This is a genomic window from Clostridium sp. Marseille-Q7071, from assembly GCF_965112025.1.
In genome coordinates this window covers 1237090-1262508 of the sequence record NZ_CBCOPR010000001.1, presented here as the reverse complement: position 1 = coordinate 1262508, position 25419 = coordinate 1237090, and the positions used below count along the sequence as shown (strand labels likewise).

Here is a 25419-nt window from a genome sequence, read left to right as displayed (position 1 = left end):
TAAAATTTACACAAAAAGGCTATGATAAACCTATATCATGAGGTAGGGTATTAGTTAATACAATATTAAATTTGGATCCTATACTTATTAATCTGTTTAACATCTTACTACCTCCTTTTATAAATTAATCATATTTAGGTTTTACACCCATGTACTAAGTATAGCTATATCTAGATATTTATGTCAATATATTATTTTATTTATACATTTTAACTTTTTATTAACATATTAATAAAAAATTCATATTATTTTTAAATTTCATTAAATAATCATAATTTTAATAATTTTATTATAAACTTCTATTAAATATTTGTAGTAAATAACTTATTTATACCTTTATTTACTAACTGCTTCTATAGCTAAGAGCTTTTTATTCTCGAAAATTAACTTATAAGCATCAGGCATCTTAAGTTCCTTCCAAAAATCAAAATCATACTTTTTGCAATAATAATTCATAATAAGCACCATAATATTACCATGAGTTCCAATAGCTATATTTTTTCCACTATAATTATCTAATATATTATTTAAGGAATTAACGCCCCTTGCTTGTGCTTCTATATTACTTTCTCCACCTTCAAAATAAAAGCTTGGATTTGTCCACAATTTTGTTATAGCTTCCTCGAAATTATCCACAGGATATTCACATAATTTTCTTTCTTTAAAGCCTTCCTCTATAATTATACTTTTATTTATTAAATTTGCTACAACTTCTACAGTTTCTATTGCTCTTTTATAAGGACTAGAAATTACTAAATCTATATTTTCTTTTGCAAGTATTTCCGTAATTTTATTTCTGTCTATAATTCCTTTATTAGATAAGGATCTATTTAGCTCATCAGCGTTGTAATTAGAATGAGCATGTCTAACTAAATAAATATTTGTTATCATCATTATTTTGCCACTAAAAATATATTTCTATGAACACTTTTCTTTTTGTATACAATTTTATTTAGTGGCTTCTCCTTTCTTATTTTTATATTTCCTTAAATCAATTTTTCTTATAATTATAGATTTTTACTCTTCAACACTATTAGTTATAATTAAATTTTTGCCAGAATCTTTCATGCCAATTATATCAAAATATTTACAATTTTTCTTTATACTGTTATAATACTATTACTCTCTTAATACTATATATAATTTATATCTATTGCTTATTATATCTATTGCTTATAGTAAATAAATTATATAAAGAAACAAATGCATTTTGCAATAATTTAAATTTTCTGAAATATACTTTTTGTAAAATTTTGTGTTATAATCCTGATGAAGTAATTGTAAATCTTTATTTAAAATTAAATATATTAACTATTTTGGTGAAATATAGGTATTTCTTAAAAGGGAAAAGGGTGAAAATCCCTTACGGTCCAGCCACTGTATTGAAGAGTAAATTTTTGTTATGCCACTGCATTTTTTTTGTGGGAAGGTAAAAACTTATGATGAATCTAAGTCAGGAGACCTGCCAATATAGGTTTTAAAATCACTTACTAGGATAAGGTATTTTAAGGTTGCTAATTTAACTATATGGTATTGTCTTATTTTATTTATAGTTTAAATATTAGAAATAGATTTATTATTTTAGCATTACATCTTTTAGTATCTTAATTCTTAAGATACTTTTTTTATTTTAAAAATTAATAAAAAACTTAATTTTAATAGCTTTCTATTGCTATTTTTTTAAAGTTAATAAATAAAATATTTTATTTAAATATATAAATAACACATTACAATTCTAAAAAATAATGGGGGAATTTTAAGATGAAAAAACAAAAAATTTATTCATTGATTTTAGCGGTTTCTTTAACTGCAACTATGTTAGGAGGATGTGGTAATGCAAATGAAAATAATGCTTCAAATTCTGTAGAATCAACCTCTGATACTAAAGCTTATGCTCAAGTTACAATTAATAATGACTTACCTTTTGGAAAGGCAGATGAAGTTTTCTCTGAAGCTCCTAAGAAAGCTGCAAGTTTAAGTGGTTTTACAACAGAGATGCTTCTTGCTTTAGGTTTAGAAAACTCCATAGCTGGATATTCCTTTCAAGACAATGAGATATTGCCGGAATATAAAGACGCCCATGCTAAATTAAATGAGTTAGCTGACTTAATGCCTTCAAAAGAAACTTTACTTGGCGTAGAACCAGATTTTATAACTGGATGGATGTCTACCTTTACAGAAAACAACTTTAATGCTGAGTTCTGCAAAGAAAATGAAATAAAAATTTATGTTCCAAAATGTGAAAGTCCTAATGCAACGATGGAAACTGTTTATGAAGATTTTACTAATCTAGGAAATATATTTAATGTAAAAGAAAATGCAAGTAATGTTATATCAAAAATGAAAAAAGAAATTGAAGATATTTCATCTGCTGTTCCTAAAGACAAAGAACCAGTTAGAGCTTTTATTTATGACTCTGGAGAAGATTCACCATTTACATCTTGTAATGGTTTACCAACAGATTTAATTAGGCTTGCTGGTGGTGTGAATATATTTAAAGATGGTGAAAAACCATGGGCTAATGTAACTTGGGAAGAAGTTGTAAATAGAAATCCTGAATACATAATTGTTATGCAATACAATGCTGCTGATAACGTAGAAGAAAAAATAAACTTTTTAAAAAATAATGCAGCTCTAAAAGATGTAGATGCAATAAAAAATAATAATATTTTTGTTTTAGGACTTTCAGATGTTGTTGCAGGTGTAAGAAACTCTAATGCAATAAAAACTATGGCTGAAAAATTCCATCCAGAAGCTTTTAAGAATTGACATGGAGAGTTATTGACATGAAAAAAAATAAACTTACCTTTCCCTTTATATACATATCCTTAATTCTATTTTTAATAGTTTCTATAATAATTGCTGTTAATGTAGGATCTATAAATATAAGTGGTACTGAATTATGTAAAATAATAATTAATAATATATCAAACAAAGAATTTTTTCCAAAAACTTGGTCTAACTCTGTAGAAAATATAGTGTGGCAATTAAGACTTCCGAGAGTACTTCTTGCCGCGATTGTTGGTGCTGGTCTATCTTTATCTGGTGTATTAATGCAAGCATTAACAAAGAATGTTCTAGCTGACCCTTATATACTTGGAATATCTTCCGGTGCTTCAACCGGGGCTGTACTAACTATTTTACTAGGTAGTACACTATCATTCCCTATCTTATCTGTACATTTAGGTGCTTTTATTGGAGCATTACTTTCTTCAATAATTGTCTTTATTATTTCAAGTAGTCAGGGAAATTTTTCTTCTTCTGGATTGGTCTTAACAGGAGTAGCAGTAGCATCTGTATTCTCAGCTATAACAAACTTTGTTATGTTTAAAGCCAAAGATGTTAGAAAGCTTTACTCTGTAATGTTTTGGATGACTGGCTCACTTGCTGGTGCTAAATGGAATGACTTACTTTTAGCTTTTTTAGTTTTAGTAGTTTCCTCCATAATAGCTTTAATAATTCATAAAACATTGGATGCAATTTTACTTGGTGAAGATGCAGCTATAACTTTAGGTGTTAACATTAAACTTTTGAAAAAAATAATAATAGCTACAAGTACACTATTAACTGGAATTATGGTATCTCTAAGTGGGATAATAGGCTTTGTTGGTCTTGTAATTCCTCATATTTCAAGGACTATTGCTGGTTCTGTGCATAAAAAGCTTATTCCATTAACTATTCTTTTAGGGTCTTTATTCTTAATATGGTCTGATATACTTGCAAGAATAATTGGTTCTCCTGAAGAACTTCCTATAGGTGTTGTTACGGCTTTCATTGGCGCACCATTCTTCTTACTTCTATTAAAAAAGAGTAAATATTCTTTTGGAGGTTAACATGGTCAAATTAAGCGTAAAAGATTTACAATATAAGCATATATTAGAAAATATAAATCTAGAAATAAATAAAGGTGATTTTGTTGGAATTATAGGACCAAATGGTAGTGGCAAATCAACTTTACTTAAAAATATATATAGAGTTTGTACACCAGATAAAGGTGAGGTTTTCTTAAACAATATAAACTTAAAAAAATTATCTAATAAAGAAATTGCTAAGAATATGTCAGTAGTAGCTCAAGAAAATAGACCTGAATTTGACTTTAAAGTTATAGATATGGTGTTAATAGGTCGTTTTGCACATAAAAGTTTATTTGAAAATAACAATTCTAATGACATAGAACTCGCTGAAAATTGTTTAGAAAAAGTTGGAATGTTAGATTTTAAAGATAGAAATTTTTTAAATTTATCTGGTGGAGAAAAACAGAGAGTTTTAATTGCAAGAGCATTAGCTCAAGAAAGTGATTTTATGATTCTTGATGAACCAACTAACCACCTTGATATTGGATATCAACTACAAATAATGGACATAATAAAATCTCAAAATTTAACAGTATTTTCAGCAATTCACGATTTAAATATTGCTTGCTATTATTGCGATAAAATAATTATAATGAAAAATGGAACAATACTAGATTTTGGAAAGCCAGAAGATGTTTTAAATGAGAATATTGTATATGAGCTTTTCGGACTTAATTGTCAAATTGAGAGAAATAAATTAACAAATAAATTAAACATAATATATATTCCAAACTCCTTTAATAATGACTTAAGAAGTGCTACAGTAATTTAATACAATTATTTTTTATTTATATATTATCTTAGGTATTTGAAAAATAACTAGCCATTACGCTAGTTATTTTTTAACTATATATTATTATATAAAAATTATTTACGTTTAGGATTTTTAGGAAACCATCCTTTTTTTACCCGTTGTTCTTGTTCTATTAGCTCATGTATGCTCCAAAGACAAGAAAAACCTGTAACTCCTAGTAAAGCTGATAACAATTGACCTTTAATATTTAAGGATACAATTATAAATATAATACCTAATAATAAAAACATTGGCCATATTTTCTTGCTAAAATAGTATTCCCCTTTAATTACTATAGGATGAAAAATACCTATAATTAAAAATGAAAATATTCCTATTATAATTCCTTGAAAGTTCAAAATATCCCCCCTCTAATTTACTTTGCTTTCCAAATTAAAACTAAATTTGTTTTATTCTAACCAATTTAAGAAAAGTTTGAAAGTAATTTAATAAATTGTTAATTGATTATATTATAGCAGGTCATATCTATTATATTAATATATATGAGATTTAATTATGCTTTAAATATAAATTTTATAACTAAAATAAAAAAAGCAATATATAACGATTATTGATGAATAGTCTATATACATTTTAAGTATTATATAGGTATCTAATATAAAATAGAATGCAATAAGTAACTATTATCAAATTATTTCTACAACATATTGCACCCCTGAGAATATAAATTCCACAGAGGTGCAATATGTCATTACTAATAACTATTTATTTTTTCTTGCTTTATTATTTTTTTCAGAATCTTGAGAAATATCTTCTGAAAACTCTTGGTTAAATTTATTTAATTCCTTTTTTGTAGATGGGGTTAATGCTACACGTTTTGCTTCAGGCACATTTTTCATAGAATAATCCTCCTCTAAAATATAAATTAACTATAGGATTATTTTGCCCAAATCTATAATTTAAACTCAAGAAATTAATAGCATTTATGAAATTTTATTTTTTAATTATCTTTTCCTTTATGATAAAAATCTTCAAAATTTATATTTCCATCAATTATAGAATAAGGTACATTATTAATTATTAATGTATTCTGTTCACATCTTTTTATATCAATTAAATTGCTTCTTGTACTATTCATTAATTTTATATGATAATAAACAGCCAAAGTATCTTTATCCATATCTTCATTTAACTTTAAAGAATACTTATTAAGCTCTTTTAAAAACTTATTAACTTCATTTTTGTCATCAATAGTCTTATATTTTTTATTATTTTTTGAAATTCTTATAATATTTAAATCTTCTATATTCCCTATATTTAGATCTTCAAATGTATAATATTCTCTTATTTCTTTAGTATGAGCTTTTAAAATTGACAAATCATCAATATCTTCTCTATCTTCTTGCCATGCTCCAATAATATCATCCTCATATAAGAAAAAGTAAATATTCTTAATGTCTTTTTCACTATTGTTTACTTTATAAGTAAATAACTTTACATCTTCACCCATATATTTAGAAAAGTCATATCCATTTTTCTTAGATAATTCATTTTTATCCTTTAAAAAGCTTCCTATATTATAATTGTTATAAATATAATTATAATCCTTTGGAAGTTTTAAATAATAAACCTGTTCACTATCGTCTATAATCTTATATCCCAATTTCCCTATATATTTTTTTGCTTTTTTTTCGAGTTCATAATAATTCTCAAAAGGTAAAACTTCATTAGGTGCATTTAAAATTTTATTTATAATTTCCTTACTTAAATTAACTTTATATTGATAATCAATATTTTTATTTGAAGATGTAACAACTATAGTCGAAAATTTATCATCATAAAATCTAATAGAATCTATATACCCTTCTTCTAAACTTTTACGTTCTTCATCATCACCATAATCCATCCACACTCTATTTATTATGGTTTTTTCCTCAAATATCTTTAGATCACTTATTCCTTTATAGTCCCCTATATACTGAATATTAGAAGAATTTATCTCAGTGAATAAATCTTCAATAATTTTTTTATCAATTATTAAGGTTCTATCATGAGTTTTTTGATTAATTATAACCATATGTCTAGGAAGTTTAAATTCAGCTACTTTTATATCTTGCTTTTCATATCTTAAAAGTTGCGCATATTTAGAATAAATAAAATATCCTAAAATAAAAAATAGAATAAAAATAAAAATTATAGAACTTTTCTTTATAGGTTCATTAGCAATTTTTCCTTCTAAATAAATTAATAAAACTGATGATATAGTCCACAATATGTAGAATATATCAAGATAAACTCCTACTTCTAAAAAAGGTGAAATAAATACCATATAAAAAGAAAAACATAAAATAATACCAAATATGGCTTCAATTATTATAAGAGGAATAATGTTATAAGTTGTTATATCATTCTTATATATTTTATATAGTACTATTGGATAAATTATTAGCAAAAAAATAATAAAAAGCATTTTAATAGAAACTAAAAATTTAGATACATTATTTTGAGAGACATACTTATTTCCTATTCCAACAAAGCCCATAATAAAATATACCATAAATAGTATTCTGTTTAGCTTCTCCTTTTTTTTATAACTCTCCATAGCTCCTCCTAATAGATTTATTATAAATCTTAAATTACTTAACAGTTTTTGAAAACCCTTAACTAAATTATAATAAAGTTATACTATATAAATTATTCTATATTTTATAATAAAAACCTTTATCTCTCATTTCTAACATTATATTTACATAGTTCAGCATAATATATAAAATTTCTTATATTAATTGTTATTAGTAGTAATTAATTAATTTGGTAACTTTTTCAAACTCACTACATATTATATTATGGTAATACTAATAAGGAGCGTTATTATAGTATGTTTATTCGTCATCCATATGACAATGATTTTAGGTCATTCAACGAAGATTTAGATTATGATTTTATACCTTTTAATTACGATAGAGAGCGTCAAATGATGCCTCCATCAACTGGTAGACCACCAACGGCTCAACCAACTGGTAGACCACCAATGGGTCAACCGACTGGTAGACCACCAATGACTCAGCCAACTGGTAGACCGCCGATGGTTCCAGCTCCTGGTACACAACAGATGGCTCCAACTCCTGGTACACAACAGATGGTTCCAACTCCTGGTACACAACAGATGGCTCCAACTCCTGGTACACAACAGATGGTTCCAACTCCTGGTACACAACAGATGATTCCAACTCCTGGTACACAACAGATGGCTCCATCACCTGGTAGACCACCGATGCCTCCAACTGGTAGACCGCCAATGGCTCCATCACCTGGTAGACCGCCAATGACTCAACCAACTGGTAGACCACCAATGGCTCCAACTGGTAGACCGCCAATGACTCAACCAACTGGTAGACCACCAATGGCTCCAACTGGTAGACCGCCAATAGCTCAACCAACTGGCAGACCACCAATGGGCCCACCTAGTCCTGGAAGACAATTTGGTGCACCTTCTAGTCCGCCTCCAAATTTCACACCACAAAGAGCCCCTGGTGCACAACCTTTCGCTGTGTCTCCAGGTTCTATACGTCCATGTAGGTTTCAATTTGTATTTATATGGCCTACAATTGGTAGACCTTTCTGGGCATGGTTAATCAGCGTAGATAGAAGAAGTATAGCAGGCTTTAGATGGAATGGACGAAGATGGGTTTATTTTGGAATGGACTTAAGAAGAATTGCGATGTTCGAATGTTTTGGAAGAAGTTTTCTTAGAGAAGTAATGGATCTTTCATCTAATATTAAAAATGTGAGTATAGCACCTAGAAGCTTTACAGTAGATTACCCAATTATTGAAGGATTGCAAAATGAAGATGTTCAATCCAACATAAATGGATCAATTATTGAGAAAGTTAATTCTATGTTTAATAGCGCTGTTTTTCTTCCTGAGCAAACTAATTTTAATGAAATTGTTAGTTCTTATATCCTTTCTCTTCAGAGAAATGGATTGATAAGCATTCTCTTCTATTTGTATACTAATACTATGGGAGAAAATGAAAATACAATTTATAGTTCCTTAATTATAGATTCTAACACTGGAGAAGAATACGATTTTGAAGATCTATTTAATCCTAGCTCAAACTTTAGAGAAAGGCTCAGTCAGCTTGCTGTTCAAAGAGCTAGAGCAGAAAATATTCCATTCACCGAGGAGTTTCAGGGAATTATTAACAATCAACAATTCTATCTAACACCAGATGCACTAGTGTTATATTATCAACCTGGCGAATTTACACCTGCTTCTTATGGACTGTTTGAGATTGCAATACCTTATGCTGAAATTAGAGATCTATTCTCTCAAACAAATCCTATAAGTAGAATGACCACAATGACCACATAAAAGAAAGTCGTGACTTATGTCACGGCTTTTTCAATACACAATAAAAAATATTTATATTAATATAGGTATAAGTTATTTCCCAAGAAATGATTTTTTACTTTCTTATTTGTGAAATTTCAACAAAATTTTTATTTATAAATAAATAACAAGTAAAATTTTTGCTTTTTAAAATTATAAAATTATCTTATATACTTATAACTTACTACATTTTATATCACATAGATTTCTCTTTCTACATATTATTTTCTCTGAACTGCAAATTATACAACTCTCTTTTACTTTTTCAAAGGCTAGTTCATATTCACTATGACAAGAAACACATTTAAATTTACATATACACTTTGTATAGTGTCCGCCTTCTATGGAAAGTGCATATCCATTAATAAGTGCTAATGCAACCTTTTTTCTAGCCTCATCAATTATATTTTGAAAAGTTTGTCTTGATACTTCCATCTTTTTCGCAGATTCTTCTTGACAAAGTCCTTCTACATCTTTTAACCTCATCGCTTCAACTTCTTCAAATTTTAGCTTAACTTCCTCCACTCTATCCTTAATCTTATAATCTTTTTTAGAGCAAGGTATAAAATAAGTATTTTTAGGCATAAATTGAACTTTTCTCAATTTTATTGGTCTTGCCATTAAAATTCTCCTTAATTAATTTTTTTAGATAAGGCCAAATTTTAATTAAACCTTATTTTTTTATATAATCTATAATTTTATTAGATATTAAAATCATAGTTTCTTCAATATTTTCATTATATTTTTCTGCCTTTTCACTTGATAGCTGTGCTATCTCTTTGCACATAGGAAGCTCTCCAAGTAATGTTGTGTTCATTCTGCTAATATAGTCATTAAGATTCTCATTTTCAAAAATTCTAATCTTTGTATCGCAGTCTGGACATAGTAGATAGCTCATATTTTCAATAACGCCTATAACAGGAATATTTAAACTTCTAGCCATATTTAAAGATTTAGCAACAATCATAGATACCATATCCTGTGGTGTAGATACTATAACAACTCCACTAATAGGAACTGATTGCATAACAGTTAGTGGCACGTCTCCTGTTCCTGGTGGCATATCTATTATAAGAAAATCTAACTCACCCCAATAAACATCTGTCCAAAACTGTTTAACAGTAGCAGATATAACTGGACCTCTTAATATAGCTGGTTGCTCTTCATTATCCATTAGAAGGTTAACAGACATAACTGATATTCCTTCTTCAGATTTTGCTGGTATTATTCCAGCTTCATTCCCAAAAAGCTTTTCATGTTTTATTTTTAAAAGTCTTGGAATACTTGGACCTGTTATATCTGCATCTAGTATTCCTACCTTATAACCTTTTTTATTTAAAGCTTTAGCAATCATGGTAGACATAGTAGATTTCCCAACTCCACCTTTTCCGCTCATAACTGCAATTATATTTTTAATCTTATTATGTGGATTATTTTCAATAGTGCAAGTTGATTGAGAAGTACAACTAGATTTACTAGAACAACTATCACATTTTGACATTTAAATCACCTCATTAGTTATTAGCATATGCTAATAATATTGTAGCTATATTTATTCTTGTTGTCAAAAATTTATTCACTTTTAAATTATAAAATGGATATCTTTAGTTGTATTTATTAAACTAAAAATATCCACTTTCTCTTAATTTATTATTTTATATTCCTTATATTATTTTTCGTTTACAAACTCTCCATCTTTCATGACTATACTCATATTTTCTAAAGCTATATTTCTAACATCTTCTAATGGGTTTTTACTAAGCACAACTATGTCTGCTGCTTTTCCTTCTTCTAAAGTACCAGTTATATTATCTATTTTTAATACTTCAGCACCAGCTTTTGTTGCTGCAACTATAGTTTCCATTGGTGAAAGACCTGCATCATGTACTGCATATATTTCTTTTAAGCTATATGCTCCATAAGGAGTAAGCTTACTACAGAAAGAGTCTGAACCTACAGCTATACGTATTCCTGCATCTTTAGCCGCCTTAAAGTTTGCAATAGTACGATTTAATTCTTTCTCTGCCATAGTTTCACCAGGGAATTTGTCTAAAATTGGTCTGTATGGTGGTTCATATTCTGTAAACCATTCATAGAAGAATTTCATAGTAGGAACTAAGCTTATATCTTTTTCTTTCATTATTTTTAAGCACTCATCATTAAGCTCTTGTCCATGTTCTATACTATGTACTCCTGCTTTTATACAATCTATTGCACCTTCTAATGATTCACAGTGAGCTCTTACAGGTAATCCTACATAATTTGCTTCTTCAACTACTACAGCTATTTCTTCAAAACTATAATGTTGATGAGTTTTACTATCTAATCTCCAAACTCCGCCACCTGTTGCCCATATTTTTAACATGTCTGGACCAGTTCTTAAAACTTCACGAACTGCTTTTCTCAATTCTTCTTTTCCATCAGCACATACTGCCCAAGGATGTGATTCCTTAACATAATCTAATGGCAATGTGTGAGTGTCACCATGTCCACAAGTTCTTGAAAATCCTAATCCGCAAGTTACTATTCTAGGTCCTTTTACAATTCCTCTATTTATCATATCTCTTAAATAAGTTCCATTACGAGATATATCTCCTGTAGTTGTAAATCCATGATTTAAACATGCTTCTCCCTGCGCTACTGCAACTATAGCCTTTTGAAGAACTGGTTCTAAAACCCAATCTAAATCTGATGGGCTTAATGCTCCTCCAAAATGTACATGAGTATCTATAAGTCCAGGCATAATAACCCTTCCACTTATATCAATAGTTTCATACTCTGAAGAAATTTTTCCATTGTTTTCTCCAGCATATTGAACTTTTCCTTCTTTTACCAAAACCAAAGATTTCTCTATTGGTTCCTTGCCAGTACCATCAATTAAAAGTCCGCCTACAAAGGCAATATTTTTTAAAGTCATAATAACCCTCCTAAAAAATTTTAAACCTTTATAAAATTTCGACAATGACTCACTAAATCCTTTTAATTTATGGTAAAACTCTATTTAATTAACATATAGATAGTTTATTAATAATAATTTTTAAATGTTGTAAATAAACCTAAATAATATTTTTACCTAGTTTTTTTACTTCTTCTTCAATTTTACTTTTATCTATCCTTTCAAACAATATCCTTACTTCTCCTAGTTCTATACCTTCTTTTACCTCTATATAATGCCAATTTACATTTTTAATAAATAGCCAATTTCTTATCTCCTTTGAAGAGAAAGGTATAAATGGTTCTAATAAATTAGATAAATTTCCTATAACTTGAACACAATTATAAATAGTATTTATACATTTTTCTCTATCTTCTTTTATAGTTATCCATGGTCTTTCTTCATCAAAATACTTGTTTATACTTCTAATAAATATAAATATTTCTTCTAATGCTTCTTTAAGCTCTCCATTCTCTATCTTATTTCCTACTGACTTATATAACTTAAGTGTATTATTCTTTATAGTTTCATCTATAGTTCCCTTTGGAATAATATTATCAAAATATTTTTGTATAAATATTAAAGTTCTATTTACTAAATTGCCATAAGCACCTAGTAGCTCTCCATTATTACTATTTATAAACTCCCTCCAAGAAAAATCTGTATCACGTTTCTCTGGTCCATTCGCTGTTAAAAAATATCTAATAGAATCAGCATTATAATTTTCTATTATATATGGAACCCAAACTGCCCAATTATTACTTGTAGATAACTTTTTTCCTTCTATGGTCAAATACTCACTGGAAATAATTTTACTAGGTAACTTATATATTCCTACTCCACTTAATAAAGCTGGAAGTATAATTGTATGAAATGGAATATTATCTTTTCCATGGATATAATAAGAGATTGTATCTTCTCTCCAAAACTTTTCCCAATCACCATTATTATCTCTTGCCCATTTTTTACTTGTAGTTAAATATCCTAAAACTGCATCTATCCATACATATATTTTTTTATCCTCAAATCCACTAATAGGAATATCAATTCCCCATGGTAAATCCCTTGAAACTGCTCTATCTAAAAGTCCTTCTCTTAAATACCTCTCTGTCATATTTATTGCATTTGTTCTCCAACCTTTAGAAGTTTTTAAATATGTTTCAATAGTATTTTGAAATCTTGAAAGGGCAAAAAATAATTGTTCTGTTTCTTTGACTATTGGTATATTTCCACAGTTCTTACAATGCCTATCACTTAAATCTAATGGATCAAGTAATGTAGAACAACTATCACATTGGTCTCCTCTTGCTATATTTCCACACTGTGGGCAAACTCCTTCTATAAATCTATCTGGTAAAAATTGCTTACATTTATCACAATATAGCTGTTCTTCTTGCTTTATATAAATATATCCATTGTCATATAAATTTTTAAATATACTTTGAACCTCTCTTTTATGAAATTCATCATCTGTTCTAGAATATAAATCATAAGTGAATCCTAGCTTCTCAAAGCAATATATAAATTCTTCATGATATCTATTTGTTATTTCCATCGGTGAAACTTTCTCATTTTTTGCTCTAATAGAAATAGGGGTTCCATGACAATCACTACCAGAAACATATAAAACCTCTTCTCCTTTGGCCCTATAGTATCTTGCTATAATATCTCCCGGTAATAATGCTGCTAAATGTCCTAAATGTAAGGATCCATTAGCATAAGGCCATGCTCCTCCAATAAAAATACTCATATTATCTCCTCCCTTAATTTAAATTAAATTTCACAGTAAACAATTTTATTAATAATATAGAGAATTTGATTATCAATTTTTTTATAATCCTCAATCTTCTTAGTACTTTTCTTAATTCCAACTATTAATTTTTTTAAAATAACATAAAAAAACTCCCGTTCCTAAGACTATAGTCTTAGGGACGAGAGTAAATACTTCGTGTTACCACCCTAGTTTATTTATATGTCACCATATAAATCTCTTCAAGTACGACACAAAATCAACTTAACAGTTATTTGTGTTTATACTCTAAGCACTGTAACGGGTGCAGATTTTACCGCTGTAGTCTAAATTCATAGGAATCTCGGTACAGAAGCTCCAAGGCCATGTTCAGTTTACTATTCACTACTTCTTCTCACCAAATAGAAGTTCTCTGTAAAAGAAATTATAAACTTACTCTTCTCTTCAACGCTTAAATTATAAATTTTAAAACATTATTACATTTATTATCCTTAATGTCAATAGTATTTTCAGTTATTTAGAATTTTATCCTAACTTCTAAACTTTATATGAGATTAATTTTATGATATAATTTTAACCTTGTAAATTACTCTAATTACATTAAATAACTTATTATAAATGTATAAGTTAAATTATGGTTAAGAAACTAAAAAATAATGTCAATACTAAAGATAAATAAATAAGGAGGAACATTTTTATGTATAAACTTACTTTTGATTACCCTCTTTCAAAAGCTGAAGAAGCAGCAGAGAAATTATATATTGTAGATATATACAATGTATTTTATGAAACTCCAATAACTATAACCACTACTGATTACGGATATGGGTATTATGAAAATAAAGATGAAAAAATAAATTTCAATATCGTTGTAGAAAGTGAAAATTACAACGAGGCAAAAAAACAAAAAAGTATAGTAGAAAGTACTCTTAATTTATCTAATGTATCTATAACTGAAATAAAAAATGTTGAGTTTAATGAAAATATCGAACCAATAGATTTAAATAATGGATGGATAATTGCATCTCCAGATTATACTGTAGAAGGAAAAAATAAAATAAACTTTATTCCACAAGGAGCTTTTGGTACAGGACTTCATGAGACAACTCAAGACTGTCTTCGTTTTATATTAGAAGAAGATTTTACAAATAAGACTGTATTAGATATTGGTACAGGTTCTGGCATATTATCAATAGCTTCAGCTATTAAAAATGCTAAAAAAGTAACTTCTATAGATATAAGAGATGTAAAAGAAGAAATAAACCTAAATGCTTCCTTAAACTCATTAGAAAACATAGATGTTTTAGTTGGTAATGCCTTAGATAATGAAATTACTCTTGCAGGCAGCTATGATTATATATTTATAAATATTGGTGGAGAAGAAACACAAATGTTTATGGACTTTATAGATTGCCATGTTAAAAAAGGTGGAAAATTATTGATATCTGGTCTTGTAGAATGGACCTTTGATCTCGTTATAAATGAAGTAAGTAAATATGGTTATACACTTCTTGGTAAGAAGCAAACAAATGAATGGTGTACTTCAATATTAATAAAAGATTCTATCCAGTAATATGTTGAACTTTATTTAATATATACTTTATAAAAACATATTTGTAAGACTATATTTAAAATAAAACTGTAGATAAATCTATTTCTGCTTAGATTTACCTACAGTTCATAAAGATCATAAATTTTCAAATTTATGATTTAATCTACCCTTTTATTTCATAGCTTTATAATAAATTTAGTATTTAGTTTTAAAAAACAGTCTCGCCTTTTTCACTTAAGTTTTTGCTTATAGAAATCATATTGCTAAATGTTTCTATAAGTATTGATGAAAGCTCTTCTGCTTCTCTTAAAAGTAGTTCCGCTTCTCTCTTTTCTCCATTATCTATTCTTTCAAAGACATTATCTCCTATTTTATGAAATCTAGCATGGTATTCTTCAACTTGGCTCCATAATTCAATAATATTTTCATGTTTAGGCTTTAAAGAGTAATAAAAATGTCCAAACCCACATTTATGATGATCAGTTTGAAGAGGTAATATTTCCATATTCTCTACTATGTATTTTAAGTTGTTAACCCAAGCTTTATGTTTATCAATGGCATTATCCATTAACTCTATAAAAATTTCGTTAGGAACTGTATAAAAGTTATCCAAGGTAAGTTCTCCACCTATTTTAGCTGTTTTGTCTAAGACCTCTTCTACCATTTGTAACTCTCCAGACAATCCCTGTATATCATTACTAGATTCCTTTAGCTCTTCTGAATAGTGATGTAAATCTTCTATTTTATTTCCAATAATACTTACTGATGAAGCTTCTTCTTCCATAGTAGCATTTATTTCCTCAGTGGTAGATTTTATATCAAATAGATTTAAAGCCATTTCTTGAATTGCCTCATTATTTGAAGTTGTGGATTCTACAATACCTTTTACTGCTGAATCAATTTCATGTAGAGAATTTACTGTATCATTTACACTATTACTGCTTTTTTGAGATGCTTCTCCAATTTCAAGTAGCAAACTCTCCATATTTCCCATAAGTCCTTTTGTATTACTTGAAAGTTTTCTAATTTCTTCTGCTACAACTGAAAATCCTTTTCCCATCTCCCCAGCTCTAGCAGCCTCAATAGAAGCATTAAGTGCTAATAGATTTGTTTGATCAGATATACTATTAATTGAACCAACTATTTCTTTAATTCTATTTAGTGTTTCAAGTAAATTATTTATATCACCTTTCATATTTTCTGAAAAATTAATGGCATTTTCCATTGATGACTCAATTTGATTAGCCATATTTTCACTGTTTTTAAAATTTTCACTCATGAAGTCAGCCTTATTTGAGATTTCTTCCATTAAATTCACTAATTCTGCATTAGCAGAAGTTATTTCTTCTGTTGACGCTACTGTAGCTTGTGACGCTACATGAAGCTCTTTAATCATACCATTAATTTCTTCACTTACTCTATTTACTTTTTCTCCATAAAACTTTAACCTTAAATCAAAGTTACTTACTTGCATAACTGCATTTAATGTATTATTGACTATTTCTCCAAAAACGTCTTTGCCTTTATTTAATCTTACACATAAATAGTCTATTTTATCTTTTAATTCTTTCTTTATTGAACATTTTTTATCGACTACTTTTTCACAATCTCCATTCTCAATACAGTCTATTATTTCTTTTAATTTGTTCGATTTATCAAAAAACATTTCATCTCCTCCATTTACTTTTTTTGATTTTATATTTAACATTATTTTTATTCATACTAAATAATATCCTTAATTATTATCGTATAATAGCTACAATACATTATGGTGTATATATTAGTTTTTTAAATAATCTCTAGCTAAATTGCAAATATCTATCTTGTTATTTAATTAACCATATTTCTATACTTAAAAAACTATTTATTTATGATTATTTTTAAGTTATATAATATATTTTAAGGTAAAAAATATCTTTATTTTCATTGTAATATAAAGCTGTCATAATCTCATGCTAAAAATTATTAAAAATTTCTATATGGTTTAAGACATATAAAAAAAATAACTAGTGAAAGATGAGTGATGTATTTACATCATATCAGTCAATAAACTCTTACGATAATCAGTTATCATATAGCTCTAACGACGGATTATGGTTAAAAATACATTATCATACTTACTAGTTATTTTTAATACAAATTATTTATATGGTTATTAATATCTAATTCCTACATCATTTAATAATACAGTACCTCTTTCAGTTCTATCAAATTGAAAACTTATTTTGGCTAATTGCTCTGGATTAAAATTTGTATTAGTCTTTTTAAAATCTTCTAAATTGAACTCAAAGCTTTTAAAAACAGGTTCTTTTATTGGTAAGAAACTACTAAATGGTGCCTTTAATATTTTGCTTTGGATCATTGGTGGTAAATAAGAAAAATGACTTAGTGGAAGACTTGATTTATTTCCATTCATATCTTCAACTTTTATTGTTAAATCTATTAATAGATTTTTGTCATTATCACTTTTCTCCTCATCACCATCAGCTAAAGAAAATACTATTTTACTATTTTCTTTAATGTTTAAATCTTTATTAGGTAATATTATATTATACATAGCAACATTAGGATTCTTATTTATGTCCCATCCTAAGCGAACTTCACTATACTCTCCTTCAGCGTATTTCAATTTAACTTTCTCTTCTTTCCATTGACTTAAATTTTCTCCAGTTATATTCCCTCCATCAATGGTAGTACTATTCACATCTATATCATCATTATATGAACAAATTATTTTAGTATTTGAATCAAAGTAGTTGTTTACATATAAAGTGTCTGGAAGCCATTTCCTAGCATATTCTATATCCTTAAATACTTCCCTATACTTCGTATTATTCTTTAGAGTGGTTTCTAAAAATGATGTTATCAATACCTTTGATATTTTCTGCTGCTCTTCTTCACTTATAAGCTGCTTGGTATTATAAAATCTGTTCCCTAAACCAGCAGCATCTTCCCTTCCCCACCTACTATTAAACTGGCCATGATTTGCTCCATATATATAAATAGAAGACTTAAAATAATCAGTGCCATCAGTAAAATCTATTCTATTATATTGGTCTGAACTACTGAAAGAACTTACATCCATATCATGAGCTCCATGTAAAGCTAGATAATTAACATCTTTTAACGGAAGAGAGTTTCCTGAAGGTTTATATTGTTTATCAGTTGATGCAATAGCAATGATTGAACGTATATTAAAATTATAATCAAATTTCACATTACCATTCTCAGGATAAGACTTCAATTTATTAAAAGCTGTAGCAATAGTTATTGCTTCTCCACCTCTTGAATGACCTATAAGTGCAATATTATTCATATCCACTTTATTATAAAAATCTTTTTCTACATCTTCGTTCCATTCTTTCCAAACCTTAAGATGTTCTAACATCAAAAATCCTCTTGCAGGATTTTCACCTTCTAAAACACTTAACATGAATTTGTCATCATATGGAGAAAAGTTTAAAAAATTCTCATCTATTGAAGCTACAATGTATCCACGACTTGCTAAAAGTTGTCCTAAATATTCATATCCTGGGTCTGAGTAGTCGGTCATTATATGATTTCCGTGTGCAATTACAACTAAAGGAAATGGGCCTTCCCCCTCTGGATACCAAACTAGTCCATTAAGAGGCATATTCTCTGGTCCAAAGCCTAAAAATTTTCTTCTTGAAGATGACCATTTTGATAAGGATTTTTCAAGAAATGCTGACCCATCAACAGGATTAGTGATTATAGAATTCTTCTCATTAAATTCTTTACGATAACTTTTTTCACTACCATAGGATAGCTTTTTTACTTTATAAGGTCCTTCTAAGGAAGGATTTTCAATGCTTGTACTACTATATTTTATTTGTCTTTTACTTTCTTTTATATTTTCTTTTATAGCATTTAAATCTCTGTTATTCCCATCATTAACTATCCAGTATCCTCCTAAGCCTATAGATACTATTATAACTACTGATAAAGCTATAGTTGTAATCTTTTTTAGACTATTTACATTTTTATAACTCCCTTTTGTAAATTTATATATTAAAGATCCTAATAAAGAAAAACTTATTATTGTGAACATTGTAGCTATAATATTAGCCTGCATAGGTGCAAGAAAACTTATGAAAATCAAAATAAATGAACTAATAAAAACTAGAATATAGCCACTAGGAACCTTTTTCATATAGTGGATTAAAATAGATATTATACTTCCTATTAATGATATTGCTAATAGAAGTACAAATGCTCCTTTAATAAAATCCCAAAAACCGTGTGATGAGAATAAATAATAGCTCTGCATTATATACAAAAATAAGGTTATAATAATTAAGCTAATGGATGCACCTTTCCAGCCATCACTTAGTGGTTTAATATTTTTTATTTTATATCTTAACTTTTTAAATAAATCTATAAATTTATTCCTTATTTTGTTCATCGTAACCTCCAATTCACATTTCTATTTATTTAAAATTATTGAAAAAACACTCTTTTCTTCTGTAACCTGGTTTTTAAGTCTCAATTGGCCTCCATGTCTTTCAATTATCATTTTCGATATTGCTAGTCCAAGACCAGTTCCTCCATCATCCTTTCTTGATTCTTCTCCCCTAACAAAGGCATCAAAAATTCTATTTTTAATATTCTCAGGTATACCTATTCCGTTGTCTCCAATTTCAAGTATAACTTTGTCATATTCTTCAATTATTTCTATTCGTAATTTTATACCGTCAGGATTATATTTTAATGCATTCTCAATTATATTTGATATTGCCCTAGATATAAGCTTAGTATCAAAACCTAATAAAATTTCTTTTTCAGGAAACCTTAAATCCAATTCAAATCCCTTTTCTTCAATTTCCTCATAGTGGTCTACTATAATTTTTCGTACAAATTCTACATAATCAGTTTTTGTTATTAAAAGCTTATAATCAACACTTTCCAGTTTGACAAATTCAAAGAGATCATCTGTAAGTTCACTTACTCTACCAGCTTTATTAAAAATAGTATTATAATATCTTATTTTTTTGTCTTCATCTTCAATAAGCCCTTCGCTTAGCGCCTTAGAATACCCTTGAATGGTGGTTATTGGTGTTTTAATATCATGAGATAAGTCTACAAGCATTCTGGTTTTTCTGTCCTCAAGTTCTTTTTTTTCCCTTTCCATAACTTTTAATTTTTCTGCCATAAAATTAAAGGTATCTCTTATTACTGCAAATTCCCTTTCTGCATAAAATTCAATCTTTGTATCATAATTTCCCTCACTCATTTTGCTCATTCCCTCAGTTATCTTTCCTAATGGCTTACTTATTTTTTTTGATGTCCATAAGCTAAAAAGAATAACATTTATTATAAAGGTTAACAAAAAAATTATTCCAGCTTTTATTAGCATATTGTAAAATATAGTTAAATTAGCACTAGAAATCTCCTCTACACTGCCAGCTCCACTACCAATGACTTTTTCTAATTTCCATGATAAAACACCTGCAATTACAACAAATAATAATGCGAGAATGAATACAAACACACTATAATTTATAATAAGCGAAGTAAATATTTTTTTATTCTTATTCCTCATTGCTTATTACCTTCTTTTCAAACTTATACCCAAGCCCTCTTACAGTCTTTAAATATATAGGTTTCCTTGAATCCTCTTCAATTTTTTCCCTTAAATTGCTCATGTGAACCATTATAGTGTTATCATCTCCCATAAAATAGTCCTCCCAAACAGTTTCAAATATTTCCTTCTTAGTGAATACTCTTCCCGCATTCTCCATTAAAAGTTTTATAATTTTATATTCTACTGATGTTAAGATTACTTCATTGTCCCTTTTTCTAAGAGTGTTACTAAATATATCAAGCTCTATCTCTCCAATTTTTATTATCTTCTGTACATTTTTACTATCAGAATTTAAATTATAAAATCTTCTAAGCTGAGCTTCTACTCTTGCTACCACTTCTAAAGGATTAAATGGTTTTACAACATAATCATCTGCTCCTAATCCTAGTCCTAATATTTTATCTGTGTCTTGATTTTTAGCTGAAAGAATAATAACAGGAAGATTATGTTCTTCTCTTATTTTCTTAACTAATTTAAATCCATCTATTATAGGCATCATTACATCTACAATTGCCATATCTATTTTACCTTTTTCTATAAATTCCCATGCCTTTTGTCCATTTATTGCTTTAATTACTTCAAATCCATCTTTCTCAAGATAAAGCTCAAGTATCTCTAATATATCTTCATCATCATCAGCAATTAAAATTTTATATGCCATAATTCTTCCTCCTCAATATTAAAAGCTAATTATAAAAATTTCTGTATTATTATTAATAATTATGAAAATATTATAACATTTTAGTAATTTATTTAATTGAATGTTTTTAAATATAGCTTTTTAATAGTTGTAGGAATAAATGTATTCTATAAAATAGATATTATAATACTTAAAGATATATACCTTTCCTCCTTTCTAGTACTAATGATACATTGATAATCTTTAGGATGACTAAAGATATTCTTAAGATAATCTTAAGTTTAAGATACTAGAAATAAAAAAGAATTCTTATTTTGTAAAAAATTAATTTCTAAATATAATTTGGTAATCTTGCATTCTTTTGTTAAATATTTAAAATCCTACTTGACATGTTTTTGTACATGCTATATCATTAATTTAAATTGAATATACAATTCTCTATATTAAGAGGGAGTAGTAGCAAATATAATACCAACATACCCGACTAGGCTTTTCTATTCTGGTATTATATACCAATAATTTGGTTACAAGACTTTTAATATAATTCTTATTTTATTAAGAATTATATTAAAAGTCTTTTTTTATTTTTATTAAGGAGGAGTAAAATTTATGAAAGATTATTACAAAAGAGTACCAGAAGAATTATTCAATATGTTTAATTCTAATTCTAAAGGACTTAGTAAGGAGGAGGTAGAAAAAAAACGGTCTGAATATGGCTATAATCAACTAACTGAAGGTAAGAAAAAGTCAATTCTACAAATATTTTTTGAACAGTTTAAAGATTTATTAGTACTAATATTAGTTGTAGCTGCTCTAATCTCAATGTCTATAGGAAATGTTGAAAGTACAATTGTTATTTTTGCTGTAATAACAATTAATGCAATTTTAGGCACAGTCCAATATATAAAAGCTGAACAATCTTTAAATAGTTTAAAGGCGTTATCTGCTCCAATGGCAAGAGTGCTAAGAAAAGGTGAAAAAATAGAGATTCCATCTCGAGAGGTTGTTCCTGGGGATATTTTATTCTTAGAAGCTGGAGATTATATAAGTGCTGATGGACGTATTATTGAAAATTATAGTATTCAAATTAATGAAAGTTCATTAACTGGTGAATCAGAGAGTGTTATTAAAAATATAGATATTATAACTGGAGATAATATACCAATTGGTGATCAAAAAAACATGGTCTTTGCTGGCAGTCTAGTAACCTATGGTAGAGCAATGGTATTAGTAACATCTATAGGTATGTCTACTGAACTTGGAAAGATTGCTACACTTTTGGATAATACAAAAGAAAAGAGAACACCTCTTCAAATAAGTCTTGATAATTTCGGTAAAAAGTTAGCAAGTTGCATATTAGTTATCTGTGCTATTGTTTTTTTATTAAATATGTATAGAGGTTATGAAATTGTTGACTCTTTAATGTTTGCGGTTTCTTTAGCTGTGGCAGCGATTCCTGAAGCACTAAGTTCTATAGTAACAATAGTACTTGCTCTTGGAACTCAAAAAATGGCTAGTGAAAATGCTATAATTAGAAAGCTTCAAGCGGTAGAAAGCTTAGGATGTGTATCCATAATTTGCTCTGACAAAACTGGTACCCTTACACAAAATAAGATGACAGCTAGCAAAATTTATATAAATGAAGAAATAATATCATCTAAAAATATGAACTTAAAAGAAGAGCTTCATAATAAATTACTGTTATCAAGTTTATTGTGCAATGACGCAATTTCAAATGATGAAAATGGTATAGGTGATCCAACAGAAATTGCCTTAACAGATTTAGGTAAAGCTTATTCTCTAAAGGAATTAGATGTTAGAAAGAATTACACTAGACTTTGTGAAATTCCTTTTGACTCAGAAAGAAAATTGATGAGTACAGTACATGAAATTAATGATAAAACCTTTATGCTTACAAAGGGAGCTTTAGATGTACTTTTAAACCGCACAATAAATATAGAAACAAAAGATGGCATTAGAAAATTAACAGATCATGATAAAATTAAAATAGAAAAAGTAAATAAAGATTTCTCTAATGAAGGTCTTAGAGTTTTGGCATTTTGCTATAAAGAAATTGATAGCTCAAATGATATTAGTTTAGATGATGAAAATAATCTTACTTTCCTTGGATTAATTTCAATGATTGATCCACCTAGAGAGGAATCAAAAAAAGCTGTAGAAGATTGTATTGAAGCTGGCATAAAGCCAGTAATGATTACAGGTGATCATAAAATAACTGCATCTGCAATTGCTAAAAAGATAGGAATTTTACAAAAAGATTGTGAAGCTATTGAAGGTGTTGAATTAGATAAATTAAGTGATGAAGAACTAAAAGAAAAAGTTGATAAAATTTCTGTTTATGCTAGGGTATCTCCAGAGCATAAGATTAGAATTGTAAGAGCTTGGCAAGAAAAAGGTAATGTTGTAGCTATGACTGGTGATGGAGTTAATGATGCTCCCGCTTTAAAACAGGCAGATATAGGTGTTGCAATGGGCATTACTGGGACTGAAGTAGCCAAAGATGCTGCATCTATGGTATTAACTGACGATAATTTTTCTACTATTGTAAAGGCTATTTCAAATGGTAGAAATATATATACCAATATTAAAAATTCTATAAAATTTTTAATCTCAGGAAATGCAGCTGGAATTCTTTCAGTTTTATATGCTTCACTAGCTGCTCTGCCAATGCCTTTTGCTGCAGTTCATCTATTATTTATAAATCTTTTAACGGATAGTTTACCTGCTATAGCATTAGGTCTTGAACCACAAAATAATAATGTATTAAATGAAAAACCTAGATATATAAATGCTCCAATTTTATCTAAAGCCTTTCTAAAAGAAGTTTTAATTGAAGGGTTAATAATTGCAATTTGTACCATGACTGCTTTCCATATTGGATTAAATCGTGGAAATCAACAACTAGCAAGCACTATGGCATTTTTAACTTTATGTATTGCAAGATTATTTCATGGCTTTAATTGTAGATCTAAGAATTCTATATTTAAAGTTGGAGTATTTACCAATAAATATAGTTGGTTTGCTTTTTTATCTGGATTAATCTTACTTAATGTAGTACTAGCATTTGAACCATTAAGAAGAATCTTTGAACTAAGTAAACTTGGACTTAATGAATACATACTAGTTTATATTCTTGCATTTATCCCACTTCTACTAGTTCAATTATCAAAGCTATTTATTGATGGAAAATCTACAACAAATTCTTATTCTTTCAATAAAAATCTAACAGATAAAATGTAATATTTTTTACTTAGGAGGTATAAATAAAAGTGGAGTTCTTAAGTACTCTCGTATCTAAACTAATAGATTTAATAGAACAATGGGGATATATAGGAATTGCCCTAGGTGTAACTTTAGAGTATGCCTGTATTCCCATTCCTAGTGAAGTTATATTACCTTTTATAGGAATACTTGCTTCTCAAAACTCCTTTAGTTATTTAGGAGTGATATTAGTTAGTGTTGTCGCTGGAATTTTTGGATCAATTATTTGTTATTTAATGGGATATTATGGAGGCAATCCACTGATCTTATCATTAACAAAAAAATTCCCAAAAACTAAAAAAAGTACAATTGCATTAAATAAATGGTTTGAAAAACATGGGAAACTTGCTGTTTTATTTGCAAGATTATTTCCCTTAACCCGTACCTATGTTTCTTTTATAGCAGGAGCAACAAAGTTTAATTCTATAATTTTTATTTTATATTCATTAGTTGGAATAACACTTTGGAATACAGTACTAATAACATTAGGCTATTTCGTCGGTGAAAATTGGACAGTTATTGAATCTTTAATGAAACAGTATAGTACTGCCTGTGCTGCTATTGCATTAATTATAATTGTAGTAATAATCTTTAGGAAAAAATTTAATTTTAAAAAAGCTAAATGATAATAAAAGCATCAGAAATCTCTGATGCTTT

19 protein-coding genes, 1 riboswitch and 1 other annotated feature are annotated in these 25419 nt (G+C 28.0%); of the genes, 7 read left to right on the top strand and 12 right to left on the bottom strand.

Going from position 1 to position 25419, the window contains the following annotated elements:
• Positions 1 to 336: 336 nt before the first annotated feature.
• Positions 337 to 894, bottom strand: a complete 558-nt coding sequence (locus tag ACWPW7_RS05985) for a histidine phosphatase family protein (RefSeq protein WP_454052756.1) — start codon at positions 892 to 894, stop codon at positions 337 to 339.
• A 406-nt stretch (positions 895 to 1300) separates the two neighbouring features.
• A riboswitch (cobalamin riboswitch) is annotated at positions 1301 to 1484 on the top strand.
• 277 nt (positions 1485 to 1761) lie between these two features.
• On the opposite strand from ACWPW7_RS05985, the gene ACWPW7_RS05980 reads away from it, so the two are divergent.
• Genes ACWPW7_RS05980 through ACWPW7_RS05970 form a run of 3 tightly spaced genes read left to right on the top strand, consistent with a single transcriptional unit; the run spans position 1762 to position 4626 of the window.
• A complete protein-coding gene (locus ACWPW7_RS05980; protein WP_454052755.1) occupies positions 1762 to 2769 on the top strand; it encodes an ABC transporter substrate-binding protein in 1008 nt (335 codons plus the stop codon).
• Positions 2770 to 2786: 17 nt separating this feature from the next.
• Complete coding sequence (locus tag ACWPW7_RS05975; protein WP_454052754.1) at positions 2787 to 3833, top strand: FecCD family ABC transporter permease; 1047 nt, start codon at positions 2787 to 2789, stop codon at positions 3831 to 3833.
• A gap of 1 nt (position 3834) precedes the next feature.
• On the top strand, positions 3835 to 4626 hold the full coding sequence (locus ACWPW7_RS05970; protein ID WP_454052753.1) for an ABC transporter ATP-binding protein: 792 nt from the start codon (positions 3835 to 3837) through the stop codon (positions 4624 to 4626).
• 95 nt (positions 4627 to 4721) lie between these two features.
• On the opposite strand, the gene ACWPW7_RS05965 is transcribed toward ACWPW7_RS05970, so the two are convergent.
• From ACWPW7_RS05965 to ACWPW7_RS05955, 3 genes are all read right to left on the bottom strand, one after another.
• Positions 4722 to 5006: a DUF4491 family protein gene (locus ACWPW7_RS05965; protein ID WP_454052752.1), complete on the bottom strand. Its 285-nt coding sequence runs from the start codon at positions 5004 to 5006 to the stop codon at positions 4722 to 4724.
• A gap of 363 nt (positions 5007 to 5369) precedes the next feature.
• Positions 5370 to 5507 carry a hypothetical protein gene (locus ACWPW7_RS05960; protein ID WP_454052751.1) on the bottom strand — a complete coding sequence of 46 codons (138 nt, stop codon included), beginning with the start codon at positions 5505 to 5507 and terminating at the stop codon, positions 5370 to 5372.
• Positions 5508 to 5608: 101 nt separating this feature from the next.
• Positions 5609 to 7210: a DUF4830 domain-containing protein gene (locus ACWPW7_RS05955; protein WP_454052750.1), complete on the bottom strand. Its 1602-nt coding sequence runs from the start codon at positions 7208 to 7210 to the stop codon at positions 5609 to 5611.
• A gap of 276 nt (positions 7211 to 7486) precedes the next feature.
• On the opposite strand from ACWPW7_RS05955, the gene ACWPW7_RS05950 reads away from it, so the two are divergent.
• Complete coding sequence (locus ACWPW7_RS05950) at positions 7487 to 8983, top strand: DUF3298 domain-containing protein (RefSeq protein WP_454052749.1); 1497 nt, start codon at positions 7487 to 7489, stop codon at positions 8981 to 8983.
• 192 nt (positions 8984 to 9175) lie between these two features.
• Here ACWPW7_RS05950 and ACWPW7_RS05945 read toward each other — a convergent pair whose 3' ends face one another.
• The 4 genes from ACWPW7_RS05945 to metG all read right to left on the bottom strand — a co-directional run bounded on the left by ACWPW7_RS05945 (position 9176) and on the right by metG (position 13686).
• On the bottom strand, positions 9176 to 9622 hold the full coding sequence (locus ACWPW7_RS05945; protein WP_454052748.1) for a DUF134 domain-containing protein: 447 nt from the start codon (positions 9620 to 9622) through the stop codon (positions 9176 to 9178).
• A gap of 52 nt (positions 9623 to 9674) precedes the next feature.
• On the bottom strand, positions 9675 to 10502 hold the full coding sequence (locus ACWPW7_RS05940) for an Mrp/NBP35 family ATP-binding protein (protein ID WP_454052747.1): 828 nt from the start codon (positions 10500 to 10502) through the stop codon (positions 9675 to 9677).
• Positions 10503 to 10670: 168 nt separating this feature from the next.
• Positions 10671 to 11918, bottom strand: a complete 1248-nt coding sequence (locus ACWPW7_RS05935) for an amidohydrolase family protein (RefSeq protein ID WP_454052746.1) — start codon at positions 11916 to 11918, stop codon at positions 10671 to 10673.
• A 139-nt stretch (positions 11919 to 12057) separates the two neighbouring features.
• Complete coding sequence (gene metG / locus ACWPW7_RS05930) at positions 12058 to 13686, bottom strand: methionine--tRNA ligase (protein ID WP_454052745.1); 1629 nt, start codon at positions 13684 to 13686, stop codon at positions 12058 to 12060.
• Positions 13687 to 13860: 174 nt separating this feature from the next.
• Positions 13861 to 14143 (bottom strand) — a binding site (T-box leader).
• A 240-nt stretch (positions 14144 to 14383) separates the two neighbouring features.
• Here metG and ACWPW7_RS05925 point away from each other — a divergent pair.
• Positions 14384 to 15259, top strand: a complete 876-nt coding sequence (locus ACWPW7_RS05925) for a 50S ribosomal protein L11 methyltransferase (RefSeq protein ID WP_291561334.1) — start codon at positions 14384 to 14386, stop codon at positions 15257 to 15259.
• A 187-nt stretch (positions 15260 to 15446) separates the two neighbouring features.
• Here ACWPW7_RS05925 and ACWPW7_RS05920 read toward each other — a convergent pair whose 3' ends face one another.
• The 4 genes from ACWPW7_RS05920 to ACWPW7_RS05905 form a co-directional block, all read right to left on the bottom strand.
• Positions 15447 to 16904, bottom strand: coding sequence for a methyl-accepting chemotaxis protein (locus tag ACWPW7_RS05920; protein WP_454052744.1), 1458 nt, complete (start codon positions 16902 to 16904; stop codon positions 15447 to 15449).
• Between the two features lie 489 nt (positions 16905 to 17393).
• A complete protein-coding gene (locus ACWPW7_RS05915; protein ID WP_454052743.1) occupies positions 17394 to 19661 on the bottom strand; it encodes an alpha/beta hydrolase family protein in 2268 nt (755 codons plus the stop codon).
• Between the two features lie 21 nt (positions 19662 to 19682).
• A complete protein-coding gene (locus tag ACWPW7_RS05910) occupies positions 19683 to 20798 on the bottom strand; it encodes a sensor histidine kinase (RefSeq protein ID WP_454052742.1) in 1116 nt (371 codons plus the stop codon).
• Positions 20788 to 21501 carry a response regulator transcription factor gene (locus ACWPW7_RS05905; protein WP_454052741.1) on the bottom strand — a complete coding sequence of 238 codons (714 nt, stop codon included), beginning with the start codon at positions 21499 to 21501 and terminating at the stop codon, positions 20788 to 20790. The genes ACWPW7_RS05910 and ACWPW7_RS05905 overlap by 11 nt, the downstream gene beginning before the upstream one ends.
• Positions 21502 to 22089: 588 nt before the next feature.
• On the opposite strand from ACWPW7_RS05905, the gene ACWPW7_RS05900 reads away from it, so the two are divergent.
• Together ACWPW7_RS05900 and ACWPW7_RS05895 are read left to right on the top strand one after the other, a co-directional pair.
• Positions 22090 to 24741, top strand: coding sequence for a cation-translocating P-type ATPase (locus ACWPW7_RS05900; protein WP_454052740.1), 2652 nt, complete (start codon positions 22090 to 22092; stop codon positions 24739 to 24741).
• Positions 24742 to 24770: 29 nt separating this feature from the next.
• Positions 24771 to 25388 carry a DedA family protein gene (locus tag ACWPW7_RS05895; protein WP_454052739.1) on the top strand — a complete coding sequence of 206 codons (618 nt, stop codon included), beginning with the start codon at positions 24771 to 24773 and terminating at the stop codon, positions 25386 to 25388.
• Positions 25389 to 25419 lie beyond the last annotated feature (31 nt).

What these genes read in the sequence shown, in the direction of transcription:
- ACWPW7_RS05985 (WP_454052756.1), bottom strand. Translation starts at nt 894, where the DNA reads ATGATGATAACAAATATTTATTTAGTTAGACATGCTCATTCTAATTAC.
- ACWPW7_RS05980 (WP_454052755.1), top strand. Translation starts at nt 1,762, where the DNA reads ATGAAAAAACAAAAAATTTATTCATTGATTTTAGCGGTTTCTTTAACT.
- ACWPW7_RS05975 (WP_454052754.1), top strand. Translation starts at nt 2,787, where the DNA reads ATGAAAAAAAATAAACTTACCTTTCCCTTTATATACATATCCTTAATT.
- ACWPW7_RS05970 (WP_454052753.1), top strand. Translation starts at nt 3,835, where the DNA reads ATGGTCAAATTAAGCGTAAAAGATTTACAATATAAGCATATATTAGAA.
- ACWPW7_RS05960 (WP_454052751.1), bottom strand. Translation starts at nt 5,507, where the DNA reads ATGAAAAATGTGCCTGAAGCAAAACGTGTAGCATTAACCCCATCTACA.
- ACWPW7_RS05955 (WP_454052750.1), bottom strand. Translation starts at nt 7,210, where the DNA reads ATGGAGAGTTATAAAAAAAAGGAGAAGCTAAACAGAATACTATTTATG.
- ACWPW7_RS05950 (WP_454052749.1), top strand. Translation starts at nt 7,487, where the DNA reads ATGTTTATTCGTCATCCATATGACAATGATTTTAGGTCATTCAACGAA.
- ACWPW7_RS05945 (WP_454052748.1), bottom strand. Translation starts at nt 9,622, where the DNA reads ATGGCAAGACCAATAAAATTGAGAAAAGTTCAATTTATGCCTAAAAAT.
- ACWPW7_RS05940 (WP_454052747.1), bottom strand. Translation starts at nt 10,502, where the DNA reads ATGTCAAAATGTGATAGTTGTTCTAGTAAATCTAGTTGTACTTCTCAA.
- ACWPW7_RS05935 (WP_454052746.1), bottom strand. Translation starts at nt 11,918, where the DNA reads ATGACTTTAAAAAATATTGCCTTTGTAGGCGGACTTTTAATTGATGGT.
- metG (WP_454052745.1), bottom strand. Translation starts at nt 13,686, where the DNA reads ATGAGTATTTTTATTGGAGGAGCATGGCCTTATGCTAATGGATCCTTA.
- ACWPW7_RS05925 (WP_291561334.1), top strand. Translation starts at nt 14,384, where the DNA reads ATGTATAAACTTACTTTTGATTACCCTCTTTCAAAAGCTGAAGAAGCA.
- ACWPW7_RS05920 (WP_454052744.1), bottom strand. Translation starts at nt 16,904, where the DNA reads ATGTTTTTTGATAAATCGAACAAATTAAAAGAAATAATAGACTGTATT.
- ACWPW7_RS05915 (WP_454052743.1), bottom strand. Translation starts at nt 19,661, where the DNA reads ATGAACAAAATAAGGAATAAATTTATAGATTTATTTAAAAAGTTAAGA.
- ACWPW7_RS05910 (WP_454052742.1), bottom strand. Translation starts at nt 20,798, where the DNA reads ATGAGGAATAAGAATAAAAAAATATTTACTTCGCTTATTATAAATTAT.
- ACWPW7_RS05905 (WP_454052741.1), bottom strand. Translation starts at nt 21,501, where the DNA reads ATGGCATATAAAATTTTAATTGCTGATGATGATGAAGATATATTAGAG.
- ACWPW7_RS05900 (WP_454052740.1), top strand. Translation starts at nt 22,090, where the DNA reads ATGAAAGATTATTACAAAAGAGTACCAGAAGAATTATTCAATATGTTT.